General features: G+C 64.5%; 21 protein-coding genes and 1 pseudogene. 10 read left to right on the top strand and 12 right to left on the bottom strand.

The annotated features are described in order from the left end of the window. Positions 1–62 precede the first annotated feature (62 nt). The gene (locus tag MYCSM_RS07970) at positions 63–542 is read right to left on the bottom strand and encodes a MarR family winged helix-turn-helix transcriptional regulator (protein ID WP_015305632.1); all 480 of its coding nucleotides are present in this window, start codon (positions 540–542) and stop codon (positions 63–65) included. 94 nt (positions 543–636) lie between these two features. Between MYCSM_RS07970 and MYCSM_RS07965 the strand changes: the two genes are divergently transcribed. The 7 genes from MYCSM_RS07965 (at position 637) to MYCSM_RS07935 (ending at position 4,427) form a co-directional block, all read left to right on the top strand. Then, a complete protein-coding gene (locus MYCSM_RS07965) occupies positions 637–918 on the top strand; it encodes a hypothetical protein (RefSeq protein ID WP_015305631.1) in 282 nt (93 codons plus the stop codon). A gap of 51 nt (positions 919–969) precedes the next feature. Next, positions 970–1,908: an SDR family oxidoreductase gene (locus MYCSM_RS07960; protein WP_015305630.1), complete on the top strand. Its 939-nt coding sequence runs from the start codon at positions 970–972 to the stop codon at positions 1,906–1,908. A gap of 46 nt (positions 1,909–1,954) precedes the next feature. After that, positions 1,955–2,380, top strand: a complete 426-nt coding sequence (locus MYCSM_RS07955; protein WP_015305629.1) for a hypothetical protein — start codon at positions 1,955–1,957, stop codon at positions 2,378–2,380. Between the two features lie 241 nt (positions 2,381–2,621). Further along, on the top strand, positions 2,622–3,248 hold the full coding sequence (locus MYCSM_RS07950; protein WP_015305627.1) for an NADPH-dependent F420 reductase: 627 nt from the start codon (positions 2,622–2,624) through the stop codon (positions 3,246–3,248). A gap of 38 nt (positions 3,249–3,286) precedes the next feature. Beyond that, positions 3,287–3,562 (top strand): DoxX family protein, encoded by a 276-nt coding sequence (locus MYCSM_RS07945; protein ID WP_015305626.1) that lies wholly within the window; start codon positions 3,287–3,289, stop codon positions 3,560–3,562. Continuing rightward, a complete protein-coding gene (locus MYCSM_RS07940) occupies positions 3,559–4,221 on the top strand; it encodes an NADPH-dependent F420 reductase (RefSeq protein WP_015305625.1) in 663 nt (220 codons plus the stop codon). The genes MYCSM_RS07945 and MYCSM_RS07940 overlap by 4 nt, the downstream gene beginning before the upstream one ends. Then, a complete protein-coding gene (locus tag MYCSM_RS07935) occupies positions 4,218–4,427 on the top strand; it encodes a YceI family protein (RefSeq protein ID WP_041311525.1) in 210 nt (69 codons plus the stop codon). Before MYCSM_RS07940 ends, MYCSM_RS07935 begins: the two co-directional genes overlap by 4 nt. 28 nt (positions 4,428–4,455) lie before the next feature. On the opposite strand, the gene MYCSM_RS07930 is transcribed toward MYCSM_RS07935, so the two are convergent. From MYCSM_RS07930 to MYCSM_RS07920, 3 genes are all read right to left on the bottom strand, one after another. Beyond that, positions 4,456–4,899 carry a hypothetical protein gene (locus tag MYCSM_RS07930; RefSeq protein WP_015305624.1) on the bottom strand — a complete coding sequence of 148 codons (444 nt, stop codon included), beginning with the start codon at positions 4,897–4,899 and terminating at the stop codon, positions 4,456–4,458. A 94-nt stretch (positions 4,900–4,993) separates the two neighbouring features. After that, positions 4,994–5,854, bottom strand: coding sequence for an LLM class F420-dependent oxidoreductase (locus MYCSM_RS07925; RefSeq protein WP_015305623.1), 861 nt, complete (start codon positions 5,852–5,854; stop codon positions 4,994–4,996). After that, entirely contained in the window at positions 5,851–6,237 is a 387-nt protein-coding gene (locus MYCSM_RS07920; protein ID WP_015305622.1) for a nuclear transport factor 2 family protein, read from the bottom strand. The genes MYCSM_RS07925 and MYCSM_RS07920 overlap by 4 nt, the downstream gene beginning before the upstream one ends. Before the next feature lie 101 nt (positions 6,238–6,338). Between MYCSM_RS07920 and MYCSM_RS07915 the strand changes: the two genes are divergently transcribed. Then, a complete protein-coding gene (locus MYCSM_RS07915; protein ID WP_015305621.1) occupies positions 6,339–6,875 on the top strand; it encodes a winged helix-turn-helix transcriptional regulator in 537 nt (178 codons plus the stop codon). A 206-nt stretch (positions 6,876–7,081) separates the two neighbouring features. Here the strand turns inward: MYCSM_RS07915 and MYCSM_RS07910 are convergent, their stop codons facing one another. Continuing rightward, positions 7,082–7,867: a DUF3050 domain-containing protein gene (locus MYCSM_RS07910; protein WP_232425735.1), complete on the bottom strand. Its 786-nt coding sequence runs from the start codon at positions 7,865–7,867 to the stop codon at positions 7,082–7,084. A gap of 799 nt (positions 7,868–8,666) precedes the next feature. On the opposite strand from MYCSM_RS07910, the gene MYCSM_RS37050 reads away from it, so the two are divergent. Then, positions 8,667–8,870 carry a hypothetical protein gene (locus tag MYCSM_RS37050; RefSeq protein ID WP_015305619.1) on the top strand — a complete coding sequence of 68 codons (204 nt, stop codon included), beginning with the start codon at positions 8,667–8,669 and terminating at the stop codon, positions 8,868–8,870. 84 nt (positions 8,871–8,954) lie between these two features. Here MYCSM_RS37050 and MYCSM_RS37745 read toward each other — a convergent pair. The 3 genes and pseudogenes from MYCSM_RS37745 to MYCSM_RS07895 form a co-directional block, all read right to left on the bottom strand. Beyond that, a pseudogene (locus MYCSM_RS37745) lies at positions 8,955–9,193 on the bottom strand (IS1634 family transposase); the annotation flags it as partial. Between the two features lie 601 nt (positions 9,194–9,794). Further along, positions 9,795–10,088: a hypothetical protein gene (locus MYCSM_RS07900; protein ID WP_015305618.1), complete on the bottom strand. Its 294-nt coding sequence runs from the start codon at positions 10,086–10,088 to the stop codon at positions 9,795–9,797. Positions 10,089–10,184: 96 nt separating this feature from the next. Continuing rightward, complete coding sequence (locus MYCSM_RS07895; protein ID WP_015305617.1) at positions 10,185–10,550, bottom strand: heme-binding protein; 366 nt, start codon at positions 10,548–10,550, stop codon at positions 10,185–10,187. Positions 10,551–10,793: 243 nt separating this feature from the next. On the opposite strand from MYCSM_RS07895, the gene MYCSM_RS07890 reads away from it, so the two are divergent. Continuing rightward, positions 10,794–13,154: an arylsulfatase gene (locus MYCSM_RS07890; RefSeq protein ID WP_015305616.1), complete on the top strand. Its 2,361-nt coding sequence runs from the start codon at positions 10,794–10,796 to the stop codon at positions 13,152–13,154. 19 nt (positions 13,155–13,173) lie between these two features. On the opposite strand, the gene MYCSM_RS07885 is transcribed toward MYCSM_RS07890, so the two are convergent. From MYCSM_RS07885 to MYCSM_RS07870, 4 genes are all read right to left on the bottom strand, one after another. Beyond that, a complete protein-coding gene (locus tag MYCSM_RS07885) occupies positions 13,174–14,694 on the bottom strand; it encodes a flavin-containing monooxygenase (RefSeq protein WP_015305615.1) in 1,521 nt (506 codons plus the stop codon). Further along, positions 14,691–16,175: an SRPBCC family protein gene (locus MYCSM_RS07880; protein ID WP_015305614.1), complete on the bottom strand. Its 1,485-nt coding sequence runs from the start codon at positions 16,173–16,175 to the stop codon at positions 14,691–14,693. The genes MYCSM_RS07885 and MYCSM_RS07880 overlap by 4 nt, the downstream gene beginning before the upstream one ends. Further along, positions 16,172–17,167, bottom strand: a complete 996-nt coding sequence (locus tag MYCSM_RS07875) for an alpha/beta fold hydrolase (protein WP_015305613.1) — start codon at positions 17,165–17,167, stop codon at positions 16,172–16,174. The genes MYCSM_RS07880 and MYCSM_RS07875 overlap by 4 nt, the downstream gene beginning before the upstream one ends. Before the next feature lie 172 nt (positions 17,168–17,339). Continuing rightward, positions 17,340–18,074: an alpha/beta hydrolase gene (locus tag MYCSM_RS07870; protein WP_015305612.1), complete on the bottom strand. Its 735-nt coding sequence runs from the start codon at positions 18,072–18,074 to the stop codon at positions 17,340–17,342. Between the last annotated feature and the right edge of the window lie 217 nt (positions 18,075–18,291).

Here is an 18,291-nt window from a genome sequence, read left to right as displayed (position 1 = left end):
ACGAACGTACTCTGAGCATCGACGTCAGCGACCTTGAGTGTCATCTGTAGAGCGCTTGGCTATCAGCGCTTGTCTGCGGCGGAAGAGTCCTGGTCCTCGGTGAGGTGGTGCAGTATTCGTTCGTGGAGGGCGGCAAGCATGTCGAGTTCAGCGGGGGTCATCAGGTCGATGAAGTTCCGGCGGACGTCCTCCACGTGCCCGGGCGCCGCCTTCTCGACGGCAGCGCGGCCGGCCGGCAGCAAGCAGACCATGGTGCTGCGGGCGTCGTCGGGATTGGGTTCACGGCTGATCAGACCGTCGGTCTGCATGCGCCGAACCTGGTGGGACACACGGCTTTTCTCCCAGCCCAGTGCGTTGCCCAGGTCGCGGGCGGGCATGCGATCCCCGTCCAGAGCCGAGAGCAACGCCAGGACCTCGTAGTCGGCACCGGACAGGCCCGATTCCTGCAAGCGTCGGGATAGGTGGACTTCGAGCTGATGGTGTGCGTGCACGAAGGCACGCCAGGCGCGGGCTTCACGCGCGTTCAGCCAGTTCGGTTCCATCAGCGTCTACGCCTCCTGGTTTGGTTGACAGCTCTACCAAATCTCTTATGGTGGAGGAGTCAACCTTCAACTGTGAGTCTAGACGGGATGCGTGATGAGCAGTATCAGCGTCATCGCGACCGGAAACATGGTCAGCGCCCTAGCCGGTCGGGCGCTCGCCGAGGGTCGCGCATTGGACGTGTTCATCGCCGACGACGACGCCGAGGCGAAGGTGACTGTGTCGGCGTTCGTCGAGAGCATGGGAATGCGCCCGCTGGACACCGGGCCGCTGGCGATGGCGCGGGCCCTGGAGCACGCCACCCTGCTGCATCTGGGCCTCGTCGCCCATTCCGTCAAGCACACCAACTTCTTTCTTGGCGTCAACATTCTCAGCTGATCGCTACCCACCACCAACCATCACCATCACCCCTATCAAAAGGAGAGCACCATGCGCGTTTTCGTTACCGGCGGGACCGGCCACGCCGGCTCGCACATCATCCCCGAACTGATCGCCGCCGGGCACGACGTCACCGGCCTGGCCCGGTCCGACGAATCCGCGGTGGCCCTGTCGGCGCTGGGCGCGACGGTGTGTCGCGGCAGCCTCGAGGATCTCGACGGGCTCAAGGAGGCGGCCGCGGACTCCGACGGTGTCATCCACGTAGCCCATAGGCAGGACCTGCTTCCGTCCGGCGGGATGGACGCCGTGGCCGCCGCCGAACTCCAGATCATGCTCGCCTACGGCGAGGCACTCGCGGGAACCGGAAAGCCGCTGGTCGCGGCCGGCAGCATCGGCGGCCCCGGGCAGGGACTGGGCCGGGCGGCCACGGAAGAGGACCCGGCCCTTCCCAGCAGGGAGGAGGACAAGGGCACCCTGCGGGCGCGCAATGTCGTGGAAATCACCGTAGTCGGCCTTGCCGAGCGAGGAGTGCGGTCATCGATCGTGCGGCTTCCGCTCATCGCGCACGACACGACCGATACTGCCGGCTTCCTCCCGCAGCTGATCGCTCTCGCGAAGGACAAGGGCTTCGCCGGATACCCCGGAGACGGCGCGAACGCGTGGAGCGCCGTGCACATCCGCGATGTCGCCTCGCTGTTCCGTTTGTCGCTGGAGAAGGGTCCGGCTGGCAGGTATTGGCACGCGGTCCAGGACGAGGGCATTTCGTTCCGAAAGATCGCCGAGGCCATCGGCAGCCGTCTGGACTTGCCCGTCGTCAGTGTTCCCGCGGATGAACTGATGGTGCCGGGGTACTTCGGGGCCCTCGCGAGCATCGTCACGAAGAACTACCCGGCCGCCAACCTCATCACCCGCCAGACCCTGGGTTGGGAACCGACTCAGCCCGCACTTATGGCCGACCTGGATAACGGTCACTACTTCGCCGCCAGCTGACGGCCTCGGCGCACCAACCGATTTTCCCCCACTACGAGGAGTGACCATGACCACCTTCGCCGCGCACCGCGACACCTTGGCAGCCTTCGTGGACTGCATTCACGGCGGCGTCGACGAGAACACCCTCGCCGGCCTGCTCGCCGAGGACGTGGCGCTGTACGGCCCGTTCGGCGATGAGCCGGTCACCGGCCGCGACGCCGCCGTGCAGACCATCAAGAAAGTCAACACACTGTCCTCCGACGACACCTACATGGAGGTCCTCAGCGGAGAGACCCACCACGCCGCACACTTCCGGCTTCAAGTCGGACACGCCGCGGTCAACGGCATCTTCTTCGTCCTGCTCGACGCGGACGGCAAGATCGCCGACGTGAGCATCTTCTACCGAACGCTGCCGGCCGGCATTGCGCTGCAGCGCAACCTCGCCGAGGCGATTGGCATGCCGCCGTGGGAATTACGCACCAACGAGGAGTGATGGCCACGCCCCGGAACGCACCGCGAGGATCCGGTAGTCGGCCCAGGACAGGCCCCCGGCGCACGTGCACGCCAAAGGTGATGCCGGGCGTGCGAGAAGGCTCGCCGGGACGCTGTGTCCACGCGGGCTCGCGCGGTTCGCTTCCATCCGCCTCGATCCTCCTGGATTGGTTGACATGGTCACCAATCCGCATATGGTGGAGTAGTCAACCTTTTATCCAGTAGGAAAGACAGGACATCTCATGAGCAGCATCAGCATCATCGGCACCGGCAACATGGCCCGCGCCATCGGCGCACTGGCGGTAGCGGGAGGCAACACCGTCGAGGTCATCGGCCGCGATCGGTCCAAGGCAGCTGACCTCGCCACGACTCTCGGCGGCAGCACCACGACGGGAGAGTTCGGCGCCGCCCCGGCCGGGGATATCGTGATTGTGGCCCTGAGGTACGCCGATGTCGTGCCGGTCATCACCAAGTACGGAAACGCGTTGGCCGACAAGGTCATCGTCGACATCAGCAACCCCTTCAACGCCGATGCCGACGGGCTTGCCCTCCCCGCCGACACCTCGATCGCCCAGGAAGTCGCCAAGGCGGCTCCGGCCGGCGCCCGCGTGGTGAAGGCCTTCAACACCGTCTTCGGTCACGTCCTGGAGAAGGGTCGGACGTTGGATGTGTTCATGGCCGGCGATGATGCGCAGGCCAAGGCGGCCGTGGCCGAACTCGTCAAAAGCCTTGGGCTGCGCCCGTTGGACGTCGGCGGCTTGACCATGGCGCACTGGCTGGAGGGAACGAGCCTGGTCCTCATGGGCCTCGCCCGTCATGGACTGGACAACTTCGACGTCGCACTCGGTGCCACCGAATTCTCCGGCTGAGCCGCCCTGCGCCAATCCCACGTCTTCGAGGAGCCCTCGTGAACATCGCGGTATGGATCGCGTCCGTACTACTCGCCGCTGCATATCTCTTTATCGGTGGCACGAAACTGCTGAAGTCCAAGGAGCGCCTAGCGGAGAACCCCTCCACGGCAGGCGCCGCCGAGGCGTTGTCTGCGACGTCGATCAAACTCATCGGCGGCGTCGAGGTGGCTGGCGCTCTCGGTCTGATCGTGCCGTGGCTCACCGGCATCGCGCCGATCCTGACGCTGGCGGTCTTCATCGCCGCCGCCCGGACCGCGGAGGTCGTGCGATGACCAGCACTGTGCAGTACGCCGTCGTCGGCACCGGCACCGTTGGCACGGTTCTGGCGCAACGGTTCTCCGACCACTGCGTCCCGGCACTCTGGGCCAACACGCGAGGTCCGGAGACGATCGACGTCACCGAACTGTCCGCCTCGATCACACCGGCCACCCTCGACACGGCCCTGGATGCGGACGTGATCATCTTGGCCATTCCGTTCCTCCAGGTCCGTGAGCTGGGTGGGCGCCGACCAGACTGGTCGGGCAAGATCGTCGTCGACGCGACGAACGCGTTTCTGGTGCCCAACTCCGAGCAAATCCTCGCCGGCCGCCTGTCGACCGAGTACAACGCCGAGGCGTTTCCGGGCGCCGCGGTGGTCAAGTCGTTCAACCAAACCGCTGCCAGGCAGCTCGCCGAGAAGCGCCCACCCGAATTCGGGAAACGCGTGGTCTTCGTGTCCAGCAACGACCCCGCGGCAAGCGCGACGGTAGCCGGACTGTGCACCGAACTCGGCTTCGCCCCAATCGAACTCGGACGTCTCGACGAGGGTGGCGTACTCATCCAAGCCCGCAACGCCCTGGTCTTACGCGAACTCTACGAGCTGCCGTCCGAACTCGAGAAGGATACTCAGGTGACGTCGGCGTACCACTGGCGTTCTCATTTCTCGGCGTGAGCCCCGGCATGGGTCACGGTGAAGTGGCCGGGTTCGAAGGCGTGATCCAACTGAAGCGTAACGACTTCGGCGTCCTGACCGACACTCCCGTGCTGGCCGGAGGCGGCCCAATGCTCGGAGACACCGTCGACGTCACCGTGTGTTTAGAGGCGGTCAAGGCACCCGCCGCGCCGACCGGATCAGAGGGCGACGCCGCACCCGCGTAAGGCCGCACATCGCTCTGACGAATCAGAACTAAAGGGATAACCCGCCGCCAGGCTTATGGCGTTGGGGGTGGGACTCGCCGAAATTCGGCAGACGTCGACGTCGCTTGCCGCCGCGGGTGAGTCCGAAGATTCCGGCGGCGACGAACGGCACCGGGGACAGGATGGCGATCAACGAGCTCCTGGCGTCGGGAAGCAACCCCCTAGCGGTAAGTCCTGCCACCACGTCGGCGCTGTCGCTCAATAGCCCCATCGATGCCCAGCGCCGAAACTCCCCGTCGGCCCCGGCGGCCAACGCGGCAAAGGCGCCCGACCCGATGACCAGATCCCGGATCCCCACCGTCCGCATGAGTAGCGTTTCGGTACCCGAGGCCTGATTGAAGAATCGGCCTGGCTTCAAGACCATAGCCACACCCACGCAGATGCGGGCCGCAGCAACGGTGGCCAGCGCCGTGGTGTGCTCTCGCCGCGCCATCCTTTCAACACTAGCCAGGCATCACGAAGGGCAACAGAATCTGAAAAGGAATTGGCCGCCGATCCCCCACGCAGTGTGGCGGTCGTGGGCTGGTTCAAAGGAGAACCCGGGCCAGCTGCCGGTAGCCAGGCATAGGGTTCTCGCCGTTGGCGGTGAGCACTTGTATCCCGATGTGGTCGGCACCCGCCTCGAACTGGGCGTGCAGGCCCGCAGAGACGCTGTCGGCAGAGCCGTGTAACACCAGCGCATCGATCAGGCGGTCGCCGCCGCCGCCCTCGAGGTCGGCGTCGGTGTAGCCGTAGCGCCGAAAGTTGTTGGTGTAGTTGACCAGTTGCAGGTACGGGTCAGAGACGAATGCGCGACCGATGTCGCGCGCGGTGTCGGGGTTAGTTTCGACCACGACTGTCTGCTCGGGTGCGATCACGACATCCGGCCCTAGCATGCTGCGGGCCTCGCGGGTGTGATCGGGGACCACGAGGTAGGGGTGGCTGCCCAGCGATCGGGCAGCGGCCAGCCGTAGTGCTCGGGGGCCCAGTGCGGCCAGGATCCGGCGATCGGGCGGGACGCCGCCGGCATCTAGGCGGTCGAGGTAATCGACCATGGTGGCATAGGGCTGCCGGTAGTCGGAGTTGGCCTCGGGGTGTCCGATCCCGACTCCGAGCAGCACCCGGTCGCCATAGCGTGAGGTGAGTCGCCGGTAGGACGCCGCGACTTCGTCGGCGTCGTTGGTCCACATGTTCACGATCGCGGTGGCCACCACGATGGTGGAGGTGGCCTGCAGGATTTGTTCGACCACAGCAAGATCGGCCACCGACGCGGGCCCGAAGCCCAACCATGCGACCGGGTAGCCAAGCGTTTCGGCTTCGACCGCGAACTGCGTGCGCGCCTCGTCGCCGTACCCGGGGTGAAACCAGGCCCCGATCCGGCCCAGCCGTGACCTGTAGGCCGCGCTCACGACGTCACCGCGGTGGGCACGATCTGCAGGCCCACGATCAGGTCGCCGCGCAGGGTGAAGCGATTGGTCAGATCCACCTGGCCGCCGGGAAAGTTGCCCTCCAGATGGGTGTACACCTCATAGCGTTGCCCGCCGTCAACCTCGCCGAGCGCTTGTGACCCGATGAGCGCGACGGTGTATTCGTAAGCGGTGGCGACACTTTCGCGCCACTGCCGAATCGCCTGCGCGCCACGCCAGCGCCGGCCCTCATCGTGCACCACGGCGTCATCGGTGAAACACGCGACGATGGCGTCGATGTCGTCGCGGTCGGATGCGGCCAAGTAATTGGACACCACCGCCGGCAGCGATCCTGACGCGGCCAAGTCCGCCGGATCTGTGTTCATGGGAAGCCTCCTCGCACTTACTGCTAGAATAGAAGCTAGTCGCTTCTAAAACAGAAGTTAGCAGCTTCAAAAGTAGCAGTCAATGAAAGGAACGGCGCGACATGGCTGAGAAGATCAGACTCGAGGACCGGGAGTGCCCGCTGTCGGCCACCCTCGGCCTGGTCGGCGAATGGTGGACGCTGCTCATCCTTCATGACGCCTTCGACGGCTACACCCGCTTCGACCAGTTCCAGGACAACCTTGGCATTTCCTCGAGCCTGCTGACCAGCCGACTCAAGCGCCTGGTCGATGTCGGCTTGCTCGAACGGCGGCAGTACCAAACCAAGCCGGTCCGCCACGAGTACGTGCTGACCGAACTCGGCCGTTCCCTGCGGCCGGTGATCGTCGCACTCGCCGCGTGGGGCAACGCGCGCCTGGACCCGAGCCAGCGCAGCATGGTGCTCATCGACAGCGAAACCGGCGTCGAAGCCGAACCGATTCTCGTCGACCGCACCACCGGACGACGCGTCGACGGACCCGACTTCATCTTCACCGCCGGCCCCGCCGCCAGCAAGCCATTCCGGGACCGCTACGCCAGCCGACCCACCCCGGCATCCGCGGCTAGGGACTCCTCGGAAACAGCTCGACGACGAGCATGAGACGCGGGGACTCGGCGCGGTGGTCGAGGTAATCCATATAGCATTGAGCTGCCTAAACACGGTGGGGCCTAGGGGGATTCGAGCCAACCGCCGGCGGGCTGGACTCCGACCTTAATCGCGCAACATGCGCGGCAGTGATTAGCACGAACAGCAGGCAACCGTCGAGGCGATCACCAACCCCGGGTAGGCACCGAGCACCGCTCGAGCTAGGAAGCAGGTTCAGACATCTGGTTGCGCGTGGGAGCGATAACGCGCTGAGCGGTGATAGCTGTGAGGATGCCGTCCCACAGCCGAGAACGCGCGGCCAGCGCCGCACCGGCGGCCTGGGTGCACTCGCGCCACTTGCCCTTGTCCTCGTCGCACAGGTCGGCGAGCATCTGCATAGCCATCGGGGTGTGCGAGTCGCCGTCGACCTCGATATGCCGCTGGAGGTATTCAACGAACGTCTCAAGCCCACCCTCGTCCTGGTTGACGGCGACCACCTGGGTGAACATGTCGGGGATGAGTTCTTCGCGGCCAAAGGCGAAGGCCGCGGCCTGACAGTGAACCGGAGCGGACGCGATCAAGCCCCATGTGGCTGTGACGAACTCCGCCGCCGCACGCGGTACGCCGGCATCCTCCAGCGCGCACGGCACCGGCTCTTGGGCACGAATCAGATCGATGAAACGGTCGACGACAGAATGGTCGGCCCCAGCTTCAGCCATGCCGGCGACATACCACTCGAAATGGCTGATATGACCGCGCTGGAACACGTCGCTTTCCTCTGCCAGCACGATGTCGTTGATAAGGCGGCGGCTGCCGGCCGGCCCGGTGGGCACCCACGGCACTGTCACGCACGTCAGGTTGGATTGGAGGGACTTCAGCAACGACATAAAGTCCCACACCGCGAACACGTGATGCTCCATAAACGTGAGGATCGCCGCGCGGGTGTTGAGGCTGGCGTAGAGCGGATGGGTGATGACACGCCCACGGGGCGACCTAACCGCCGCCAACAGATCAACTCCCGGGTGTGTCCTACCCCACCCCTCCCACGACATAACCCGCCCCGTCTTCCTCCCCGACCCACACCATTGCGGCTACCCGCAGCAGCGGCTTCGTTTCTGTTCACGAACGGGGCCGCCCGGAGGTTCAATACGCGCCGCGGCGGTCCCGCCGCCGCAATGGCAGCCAAATCCGCGAGTTCTGGCATGCGGTGGCTTGATCAGCCGGGCGCCGATTGCCCGCTGCGGTTGCCGGCGGATGCAGCGGCAGAGCGCTTTTGGCGTGCGCGGCACCCTTTGGCTAATCCCCGCGAATGACGACACGGTCAGTTAGCCGTTTCACGATGCAAATCAATTAACCGATTTCCGAACGCATTTCGAACGTAATCGGCGCGTCGAGGATCTACTTTCTGGTCCCGCTGCTCATTTTCGCGGTCTGACCCACCGATGCCCGATACAGGTCGGGCGAATCGAGCGTCGATCCCTGGAGTTGCGTGGTGCTGCGTGACTGCGGCGTGTCGGGTCGCGATCAGGACGATGAGAGCGAGGGCGAGTAGTGCGGACTCAACCACGAGACTTAGGACACCGAGTGGTTCGGTCCAGTTGCCGAGGTCGTCGTCGTAGTCGGGTAGTCCGGCACGCAACTGACTCGCCGAAGTTGTGGGCCCGGTGCAGCATCCCGAACAGTACGAATCATTTCCGCCGACCGCGGCGCTGGGGCTGCAGCGAAGCCTCTGACCAAACCCCCAAGGCGCTGAACCGAAGCCAGTCTCCCGTCGTGTCTCTAGCAGGGCAGAAAGCAGGTGATGAGATGGCCAGACAGCAGCGGGTCATCGACCACAGGGTCATATCGCGGACTGGGCATCACCGGCTACCGGACGGGTCACTGCTGCGGGTGGACAGCGAATTGGGTCGCTGGGTGGGCACGCTCTACACCCCCGAGATGAAGGTCAAGATCCGAATCGTCGGTAGTGATGCGGAAGTTCATGCCTGGGCGGACAAGATCGCGGCATAGCAGTCGAGTTTCAAGGACAACAGGCGAGATAGGGATTTCCTTGGCAGTGACCCGACTTGGGCCAAATTGTTGCACATGGACCGGCGAATGGATCGCGGCGATGGCTTCGCGGAGGTCATCGGGTAGTGAGTCGGCGGCGGTAAGTGTCTGCCGGCTGGCGCGGATGTGGACGGTGCGGTAGCGGCGCGCCCGCTACGCACGAATTTCTTGATACTGCAACCTGTTTGGTGCTCGATGCAGTGGCCGACCGCCAGTGCGGCGAACACGATCTTCAGGTAAGCCTCGATCGCTTCCCGCTTGTGGTGATATCTGACTCGGACCGAGGAACGCTGGATCGAACCGTCGCCGACGCTGTTCAACAAGACGATCGACGACTTCCTTGCTCAAATCCCTCCAAACACGAAGCCATAAGGGGCGCACAACAAGCGCCCAAGACCTCATCCGTGGCTCAGCGTCGGGCTTCTCAATGTGGTCGTGAATGCCGTCCGACACGCTCGGGATCAACGGATAGCTAGGTGGAAACTAGGGCGTACGCACCCACGCCACATTGACAATCACTTAGTCAGCCACCTTGCCCAGCGCTAGAATAGGTTGCTAACCAAGCACTTTCAGCTCGTTAATCTGTGCTGCATCTCGACAACCATGACTACTGTCGAGATGCACTGAAGATTGACGAGACTCGCCGGGCTACTTTGACAAAACTTCGGCGTGTCGCCCTGGCTTGTTAATCTTCGCAGCATAAGTCCTGGTCAAAGGTGAGGTACGTTGTCGGCCGCCACGGGGCTTATTCACTCTTGGCGGCCTCCTGCAGCCGGCCGAGAAACGAAGCCCGTCGGCCGACTCCCACACCGCGTTATCCAACGCGCGAGACCGAAATCTTCAGTTCGTAGGTATCGGTCTTCATCGCGCCAGTCAGCGTTCAGATCAATTGCACCCACCGGCGTTGACCCAGCGGCCGTTGTAGCTGACACAGCCGGTGATGTTCGGCGGTGGTGGTGGGTCGTCGGGCAGTGGGGCGTAGTAGGCCGGTGGGGGAACGTATGGCGCGACGGCGTCGGCGACGTTCGCGCATCCGCTGACAGAAACGCGCCGGCCGGCGCTTACGCACACGTCTGCTCTGGCTGTCCCCGAAGCCGGGATTGTGGCGATGGTTCCAAGGACCGCCGCGAGCGCCAACGCAGCCGCCCCGACCGTCGGTAACCGCAATCGATCACTCATGTTTGGTTTGCTCCGCGTCGGCGTGACGAGCAGTGTCTACGGTGAATCAGGCGACGATGGCTGCTGAGCAGCTGGCCGCCTATACACCGGAGCGGACTACTGGCAGCCATTGCGCAAGTCGGTGAGAGGTTGCCGGATCGCGGTTAGGTCCGCGCGAACCTGGGGGTTGGCGTCCATGTAGTTGCGGACGTCGTTGGGGATCTCGTCGTTCGGCAGCCCGTGAAGGCTGGTGAAGAAGTTGTTGACGTCTGGGTGGCTGTATAGATAGTCCGATGTCGCCGACGCAACACCCGACGACACTCTGGCCAGGTCGGCTGCCGAGCAGCCCGGTGGCGCGGGCGGCGCCGGCGTAGGAGGCTGACCAATCGCGGATGGCGCAAAGCCAAGCAGCATCGCAGCGATTGGCCCAGCGGCGATGGCACCGACTACCGCGCGGCGCACCGTACACGTTGACGGCAACATGATTACCCTTACATCCGAGCATTGAGCGCCACTTTTCAGCGTTCAACACTGGATACGTAACCACACTGAGGACGACAACTTCGGGAAACAGGCGCGTCAATCGAGACAGCCTCCAATTCCATAGCAATTCATCGGGATTTGGCAGGTCGATCCGCCAAGCGCATTGCAGGTTCGGAGTAGATTCGGCGACGCCTTGGCAGGATCGAGCGCCGCGGCATCACAGCTTCGAGAAGGGGAGCGCCCATGTCGGATACAGCCGTAGACAGCAACCCCGATTCGACCGGTGCGGTGGTGGTGCCGAAGCTCCCCGGCGGTGCGACGCTGCCGTTTCCGCCCACGCCGTCGGCGAGCGTTGCCGGACGAACCCTGCAGGAATCCACCTACGCCCAACGTGTCACTCCGCCTCGGCTGCATGAGGATTCGCCCAATATTGTGATCGTTTTGATCGACGACGCTGGGCCGGGTCTGCCGACGACTTTCGGGGGCGAGGTGCGTACCGCGACAATGGATCGGATCTGCGCGGAAGGCGTCAGCTACAACCGGTTTCACACGACCGCGATGTGTTCACCGACGCGGGCGTCGCTTCTGACCGGGCGCAATCATCATGAGATCGGCAACGGGCAGATCGCCGAGTTGGCCAACGACTGGGATGGCTATGCCGGGAAGATACCGCGCAGCAGCGCTCTGGTAGCCGAGGTGCTCAAGGACTACGGGTACAGCACGGGTGCGTGGGGCAAGTGGCACAACACCCCGGCCGAGGACACGACGGCGGCCGGTCCGTTCGAGGACTGGCCCACCGGGTTGGGCTTCGAGTATTTCTACGGGTTCTTGGCCGGGGAGGCTTCCCAGTACGAGCCCCATCTGGTGCGCAATACCACGATTGTGGCGCCGACCAAGACCCCCGAGGAGGGCTATCACCTGTCGGAGGACCTGGCCGACGACGCGATCAACTGGCTGCGCAACCCCAAGGCGCTGCAGGCCGATAAACCGTTCTTCATGTATTGGGCCAGCGGCTGCCTGCACGGCCCGCACCACATCATGAAGGAGTGGGCCGACCGCTACGCCGGCAAGTTCGACGACGGCTGGGATGCCTACCGGCAGCGCGTCTTTCAGCGCGCCAAGGAGAAGGGCTGGATCCCACACGACTGCGAGCTCACCCCGCGCGACGAGCGAATGACGGCGTGGGATGACATCCCCGAGGACGAGAAGCCGTTCCAGCGGCGGCTGATGGAGGTGGCGGCCGGGTTCGCCGAACATTGCGACGTGCAGGTCGGCCGCATCGTCGATGAACTGGATCGGCTCGGTTACGGCGACAACACGCTGTTCCTCTACATTTGGGGCGACAACGGATCATCGGCCGAGGGCCAGGACGGCACCATCGCCGAACTGCTTGCACAAAACGGCATTCCGACCACCCCGCGGATGCACATCGACGCACTGGAGCAGCTCGGCGGCCTGGACGTGCTGGGATCCCCGAAGGTCGACAACCAATATCACTCCGGCTGGGGCTGGGCGGGCAGCACGCCGTACAAGGGTGTGAAGCTGCTCGCCTCCCATTTGGGCGGCACCCGCAACCCGCTGGCGATCCGCTGGCCCTCGAAAGTCCAGCCCGACCCTGTGCCGCGGGATCACTTCCTGCACTGCAACGATGTCGTGCCCACGATCTACGACATCGTGGGTATCGAGGCACCGCTGATCGTCAACGGTGTGCCCCAAATCCCGATAGCCGGAGCAAGTTTCGCCCACACCCTCACCGACCGATCGGCGCCCGGGGGCAAGAAAACTCAATACTTCGAGATCATGGGCAGCCGGGCCATCTATCACGACGGCTGGATGGCGTCGGTGTTCGGTCCGCGGGTGCCCTGGCTGGCGGGACTGCCGCCGGGCATCCACGATTGGACACCCGATGACGACCGCTGGGAGCTGTACCACCTCGACGAGGACTGGTCCCAGGCCCACGACCTGGCCGCCGAGCTGCCCGACAAGCTCGCCCAGATGCGCGAACTGTTCGCCATCGAAGCCGCACGCAATTCCGTGCTCCCGATCGGCGGCGGCCTGTGGGTGCCCATCTTCCATCCCGAATTGCGCATCACCCCGCCCTATCGCGAGTGGGAGTTTCCCGGCGAATTCACCCGGATGCCCGAGTTCTGCGCGCCCGCGCTGGGCAATAAGAACAACACCGTCACCATCGACGCCGACCTGGCCCCCGACGCCAGCGGGGTGCTCTACGCGCTCGGCGGGGTCGCCGGCGGCCTGACCTGCTACCTCGACGAGGGGTACCTCTGCTACGAGTACAACCTGTTCATCATCTCGCGCACCAAGATCCGCTCGACGACCAAACTGCCGCCCGGACCGGCCACCATCGTCGTCGAAACCCGCTATGCCGAGCAGCGGCCCGGCGGACCGCTCGATATCACCATCCGAGTCGGCGGGGAGGTCCTCGCCAAGGGCCTGGTACCGATCAGCGCACCGCTGCTGTTCACCGCCAACGACTGTCTCGACATCGGGGTCTGCCTCGGCTCACCGGTGTCACTGGACTACTACGACAAGGCGCCCTTCCCCTTCGACGGCCACATCGATCGCGTCCACGTCGCATACACCTGACGGACCATTGCGGGCGAAGTCACCCGGAAGCCGCGAACGTGTCAGCGGCGGACAAGTCGCGGGCGTGCACCGCGTGGTAGGCGTTGAGGTCGAACGTGCGGGTCCGTTGGCGGAACCGGAACGTGAAACCCGGCCACATGGTGGTGATCTTGCCGAACCGGTCGCGGTACCAGCTCGAGCATCCGCCCACTTCCCACACCGATTTTCGCAACCCACGCTGGATACCGGCGCTGTAGGCGCTCTGCACGTCCTTGCGGACCTCGACAGTCGCGATGCCGCGGGTTGTCGTCGTGCGGATGAGATCCCGCAGATAATTCAGCTGCGACTCGATCATGAATACGGCCGACGTGTGACCTGATCCGGTTCCGGGACCAGTCATGACAAATAGGTTGGGGAAACCGTGCACGGTCGACCCCTTGTAGGCTTGCGCGCCGGCCCGTTGCCATGTGTCGGCCACGCTGTGGCCGCCGCGGCCGATGATGCGCTCGTTGGTCGGTGAGTCGGTGACGTGAAAGCCGGTGGCAACGACGATCGCGTCGACCTCACGCACGCTGCCGTCGGCGGTGACGATGGCGTGGGGCCGCACCTCGGCGATGCCGTCGGTGACGACGTCGACATGCGGTCGTGCCAGTGCCGGGTAGTAGGTGTTCGACATCAGCATGCGCTTACAACCGATCCGCCAACGCGGGGTGACTTTGGCGCGCAGCTCGGGATCGGCGATCGCGCGCTCGATGTGGCGCTTGGCTAGTTTCTGTACCGGCACAAGCGTTTTGGGTGCATAGGTCAAGGCGAAACCGATGACCTCCTTGCTCAAGTACATCGCGCATCGTACTAAGCGCTGATAGCCGGGAACGTGTGCGAAGGCTAGGCGGTCCGCGGCCGTGTAATCCCGGTCCAAACGGGGAAGGACCCATGGGGCGGTGCGCTGGTACACGTCCAGCTGCCGCACAGTTTTGGCCAGTTCGGGGACGACCTGGATGGCCGATGCTCCCGTGCCGATGACGGCGACGCGCTTGCCGGTCAGGTCGAAGTCGTGGTTCCACCGCGCAGTGTGGAAGATCTCGCCCTCGAACTCGTCGAGACCGTCGATGTCCGGCAGTGCCGGCTCGGTCAGCGGACCCACTGCCGAGACCACAAAATTCGCCGCGAAGACCCCCGCCGACGTGCTCACGTGCCACCGTGCCTCCTGGGCATTCCAGCGCACTTCGTCAACCTCGCAGCCGAACCGGTGTCTGTCCAGCACCCGATGCCGTTGAGCCACCTGCTGGATGTATGCCTCGATTTCGGGCTGTTTGGAGTACGAACGAGTCCACGTACGGTTCGGCGCGAACGAGTAGGAGTACAGGTGCGACGGCACATCACAGGCCGCGCCAGGGTAGGTGTTCACCCGCCAGGTCCCGCCGACGTCGTCTCCCCGCTCGAGCACCAGAAAGTCGGTGTAGCCGTCCTTTTGGAGGGTGATGGCGGCGCCAAGCCCGGAGAAGCCGGCCCCGATGATCAATACGCCCACATCGCGGGGGCCGGGTGGATTCGCGCTCATCTAACACCCGGTTGTGCGTTCTCCGAACCTCCGGTCGTGAAAACACCAGCAGCCGTGGATGTTTCGATGTACGGCCTGAGCCGTCCGTCGAGCATGCTTAGCAACTTGGCTTTTAATACCTTCTGCAGAAGCGCGCCGGTACCGGCGAGCTTGGGCCGAAATCGGATGACCCAATGCAATTCGGTGTGACCGTCGGATTGCTTCAGCGTGATCTCGCCTTGGTGACATGTCAGCGGTGAACCTTCAATGACTCGGTAGCGCAGGCTTTGCTGCGAACTCGTGGCAATCACTTGCTCAACGATCCGACCGACCCCGCGCGGGCCTTGCATCAGGCGTTCGGACCCGGCACCGTGCGGTTGCGTCCAGCCTTCCTTGCGCACCGTGACCGGGTCGAAACCGATCCATTCGGCCATGCTGTCCTGATCGGTGATTGCCTCCCACACGACGTCGACCGGCGCGTTGATGTTGACACGGTGTTCGATTCTGCGGGTATCCGGGGCGGGTCGCTTGTGCATGGGTCGAGGCTCGAATCCGAAGATCCGGTCGGCCAGTCCAGGCTTGGTTCGCAGGATCTCGACCGAGAGGCCGTGCGGATCGTTGACGTAGACCACAGAGCCTGCCCCGGGTAGGTGAACGGGTCGGCAATTGGGCTTGGCCCCGAATGCTTCGGCCCGTCGATAGACGGCATTGAAGTCCGCCTTGCGGCGCGCCCCGAACGCGATGTTGAGGATGCCCTGGTCTGACAGGTGGTAGTCACTGGGTCGCGGCTTTCCGGCGGGATCGAGGTACTGCACCACCTCGATCAGCACCTCGCCGCCATCGAACAGCCTGCTGTCCGCCGTGGCGCCCGCGAGCCCCCACAGCGCCTCGTGTTCGGGTGTGTGAAGGGCCACGGTGCTGGGCTTGAGGCCGACGCCTGTCTCGAAAAACGCTGCAGCATCGGATAACTGGTGAACCGACACTGTCACCGACCGGATTGCTGACGGGCAATCGGCGCGCCCGCGTTGGTTGACGTGCGGCAGGGGGTCGTCTTCCATGATTTCGACGTAGACGCCGTCGGGATTGCGAACGCAGGCGCGCCGCTCGCCCCGCTCGCCCGACGGCACAGTCAGCGGCTGACTGCCAAGTCCGGCAAGCCTTTTCAAGGTCGCGTCGAAATCGTCGACCCAGATACCGATGCGGGTGTAGCCGATGTCGCAGGGCCGGAAATCCGCCGGCTTCAGGTTGGCGATCGGGCGTTCGAATTGGAACAGCTCGAGCTGAAACCAGGAATTTCGGCCCAGTAACCACCAGCACGTCGAGGCCGCCCGGGGTAGGGCCTGCACGTTAGCCGCCACCGGGCCGCGCATCAACGCGCGGCTGCCGCCGGCCGGTAGCAGGCCGAAGCCTTCGCGGAACCAACGTTCGGTGAGTCGCAGGTCGATCACCGAGAAAGCGATTTGATTCAGCGGCGGCGTGAAACTGCCGGCTCTGGGCGTCATTTCGGTTCAGCCCCCGTGATCGCCGGGGTGTGCGCTGCGTTGTCGAGACCGGCGAGGAAGTCGAGCAATGCCGTGTTGACTTCCTGTGGTCGCTCGATGGGAAGCCAGTGTCCGGCACCTTCGAGGACGACGTTGCCTCGCAGGTTTGGTGCGTTGTGTTCCAAGTTGGCAAGCGGATCCGCGAGGAGCAGGTTCATCGGGTCCTGGCTGCCGATCATGAAGTGTGACGGCTGCGTGATCTTGGTGCCCGTGAGGTGACGGGTGAGCTCGATGCCGCGGTCGATGCTGCGATACCAGTTGATCGGCCCGCGGAACCCGTCGCGGTAATCCTCGCAATACTGGTCGAGGTCCTCGTCGGTGAGCCAGCTCGGCAGCGGATCAGGGTCGACCAAGCCGTCGAGCATCTTTGAGCTGGCCGGCTTGGGACGCATGAACCCGAACGCCGGCGCGTCGCCGCTAACCGAGTAATAGAGCATGCGAATCGACTTGCGCACGTCGGCGTCCAGCTCAGCCTCCGCGACACCGGGCTGCTGAAAATAGACGGTGTAGACGAAGTTGTCGCCGAAATTCTCTTGGCGCGTCAGGGCGCCGACCGGTGTCCCCATAGTCGGTGGCACGCTCAGCGCGAACACTGCATTGACCCGTTGCGGGTACAGCAACGCGACGTGCCAGCCGACGATCGCGCCCCAGTCGTGGGTGACCAAGGTGAACGTCTCGTGGCCCAGTGCATCGGCGATACCGACTGCATCAGCGGACAGCTGCAGCAGATCGTAGGCTTCAACTTCGGCCGGTTTGTCGCTGCCGCCGTAGCCGCGTTGATCGGGCACAGCAACCTGATAGCCGGCGGCGACCAACTCGTCGATCTGGTGGCGCCACAGGTATCCGCTTTGCGGAAAGCCGTGCAGCAGAAGCAGTAACGGGCCACTGCCTTCCACGACCACCTTCAGTGTGATGCCGTTGGTTTCGATCACGCGGACATTGCGTTGTTTCATCGGTGCCTCCTTGATGGCGTTTCGAGCTGGGGGTCTATTTGGCCAGGACGGCCGATGTGCGCGCGGCAAACCAGCGCGCGACCGGCGGCGCGACGCGGGTCAGCGCGAACATGAGGTGTGCCGCTGCCGGCGCCGGTATCGAGCGCGACGCGGTCGCGCAGATTCTTGGCGTTCACCAGTGACTCCACTGGGCGGAGGTGTTCGGGTCGCGGCGCGGTCCGATGGGTGACAGGTGGCGGTCCAGGAAATCGAGCTGATCCGCCAAAATGCGCTGGTGTGCGGGCTCGGTGTAGACGTCAACGTGGTCGATGGGGTACTCGCGCAGCTCCGCGTGAGCGCCGGTTCTAGCGGCCGCTCGACGGGCGGTGGCGAGCGGGGCGATGCGGTCTTCGGTGCCGGCCTGCACCAGCAGCGGGCAACGCACACGCGCCACGAACGTGATCGGCCGGTTGAACGCCACCTCCAGCGCCGTGCGCGCACATACCTCGTTGCGCCAGCTCGGGCCCGCGACGTCGGTGTAGTCCTGCTCGGCGCCGTCGCGCACGACGTGTCCGCCGGAGAGCGAAATACCCCACAGCACAATCCGTTCTGGGTCGACGCTCGGAAGCTGCCGGGCAGCGGCAATGGCGCCGCGGTAATCGCGGCGTTGGCGGGCGGCCGACACCAGCTGGCGCGGTGACCCACCCGACCCGCCGAACCCGCGGTAGTCGAACAGCACCACGTGTAATCCGGCAGCGGCGAAGCCGCGCGCATAGTCCATCAAGGCGCGGGTGTCCCGCGTGCCCGCGAATTCCGGTGCCATCACCACGCACGGCACTCCGCGCGCACCGGCGAACGCGTCGCCATTCGCGTCGAAATTCCAAGCTGCGCAACGGTCGCGGCCACTGATAAAGCTGATCTCGTCCATACCGGTCCTAGTCCGAAGGCGTTTCTTCTGAACGCAGAACCTATGGCGCGAAAGCATCGGACGGAATCGCCACGCGCACACTTCTAACGCGAAGCAGTGTGCAGCAGCACACCAGTTTGCAGGCGTGGGTGTGCCACGCCAGCCGCATGTCAATCCGCGACTACCAGATCGAGATCTACCTATAGGTCTGGCCGGGCCGGCGCCGTTGCTATCGATG

Origin of the sequence: Mycobacterium sp. JS623 (assembly GCF_000328565.1) — a bacterium.
Taxonomy (GTDB): Bacteria; Actinomycetota; Actinomycetes; order Mycobacteriales; family Mycobacteriaceae; genus Mycobacterium.
Note: the sequence above shows the minus strand (reverse complement) of the source record. Positions and strands in the feature narration are given on the sequence as shown.

Bases quoted from the DNA above. Each gene is read 5' to 3' on its own strand.
- MYCSM_RS07915 (WP_015305621.1), top strand. From the start codon at position 6,339: ATGGCTGAGAAGATCAGACTCGAGGACCGGGAGTGCCCGCTGTCGGCC.
- MYCSM_RS07955 (WP_015305629.1), top strand. From the start codon at position 1,955: ATGACCACCTTCGCCGCGCACCGCGACACCTTGGCAGCCTTCGTGGAC.
- MYCSM_RS07875 (WP_015305613.1), bottom strand. From the start codon at position 17,167: ATGAAACAACGCAATGTCCGCGTGATCGAAACCAACGGCATCACACTG.
- MYCSM_RS07895 (WP_015305617.1), bottom strand. From the start codon at position 10,550: ATGTTGCCGTCAACGTGTACGGTGCGCCGCGCGGTAGTCGGTGCCATC.
- MYCSM_RS07970 (WP_015305632.1), bottom strand. From the start codon at position 542: ATGGAACCGAACTGGCTGAACGCGCGTGAAGCCCGCGCCTGGCGTGCC.
- MYCSM_RS07930 (WP_015305624.1), bottom strand. From the start codon at position 4,899: ATGGCGCGGCGAGAGCACACCACGGCGCTGGCCACCGTTGCTGCGGCC.
- MYCSM_RS07965 (WP_015305631.1), top strand. From the start codon at position 637: ATGAGCAGTATCAGCGTCATCGCGACCGGAAACATGGTCAGCGCCCTA.
- MYCSM_RS07920 (WP_015305622.1), bottom strand. From the start codon at position 6,237: ATGAACACAGATCCGGCGGACTTGGCCGCGTCAGGATCGCTGCCGGCG.
- MYCSM_RS07950 (WP_015305627.1), top strand. From the start codon at position 2,622: ATGAGCAGCATCAGCATCATCGGCACCGGCAACATGGCCCGCGCCATC.
- MYCSM_RS37050 (WP_015305619.1), top strand. From the start codon at position 8,667: ATGGCCAGACAGCAGCGGGTCATCGACCACAGGGTCATATCGCGGACT.
- MYCSM_RS07870 (WP_015305612.1), bottom strand. From the start codon at position 18,074: ATGGACGAGATCAGCTTTATCAGTGGCCGCGACCGTTGCGCAGCTTGG.
- MYCSM_RS07890 (WP_015305616.1), top strand. From the start codon at position 10,794: ATGTCGGATACAGCCGTAGACAGCAACCCCGATTCGACCGGTGCGGTG.
- MYCSM_RS07960 (WP_015305630.1), top strand. From the start codon at position 970: ATGCGCGTTTTCGTTACCGGCGGGACCGGCCACGCCGGCTCGCACATC.
- MYCSM_RS07880 (WP_015305614.1), bottom strand. From the start codon at position 16,175: ATGACGCCCAGAGCCGGCAGTTTCACGCCGCCGCTGAATCAAATCGCT.
- MYCSM_RS07885 (WP_015305615.1), bottom strand. From the start codon at position 14,694: ATGAGCGCGAATCCACCCGGCCCCCGCGATGTGGGCGTATTGATCATC.
- MYCSM_RS07940 (WP_015305625.1), top strand. From the start codon at position 3,559: ATGACCAGCACTGTGCAGTACGCCGTCGTCGGCACCGGCACCGTTGGC.
- MYCSM_RS07900 (WP_015305618.1), bottom strand. From the start codon at position 10,088: ATGAGTGATCGATTGCGGTTACCGACGGTCGGGGCGGCTGCGTTGGCG.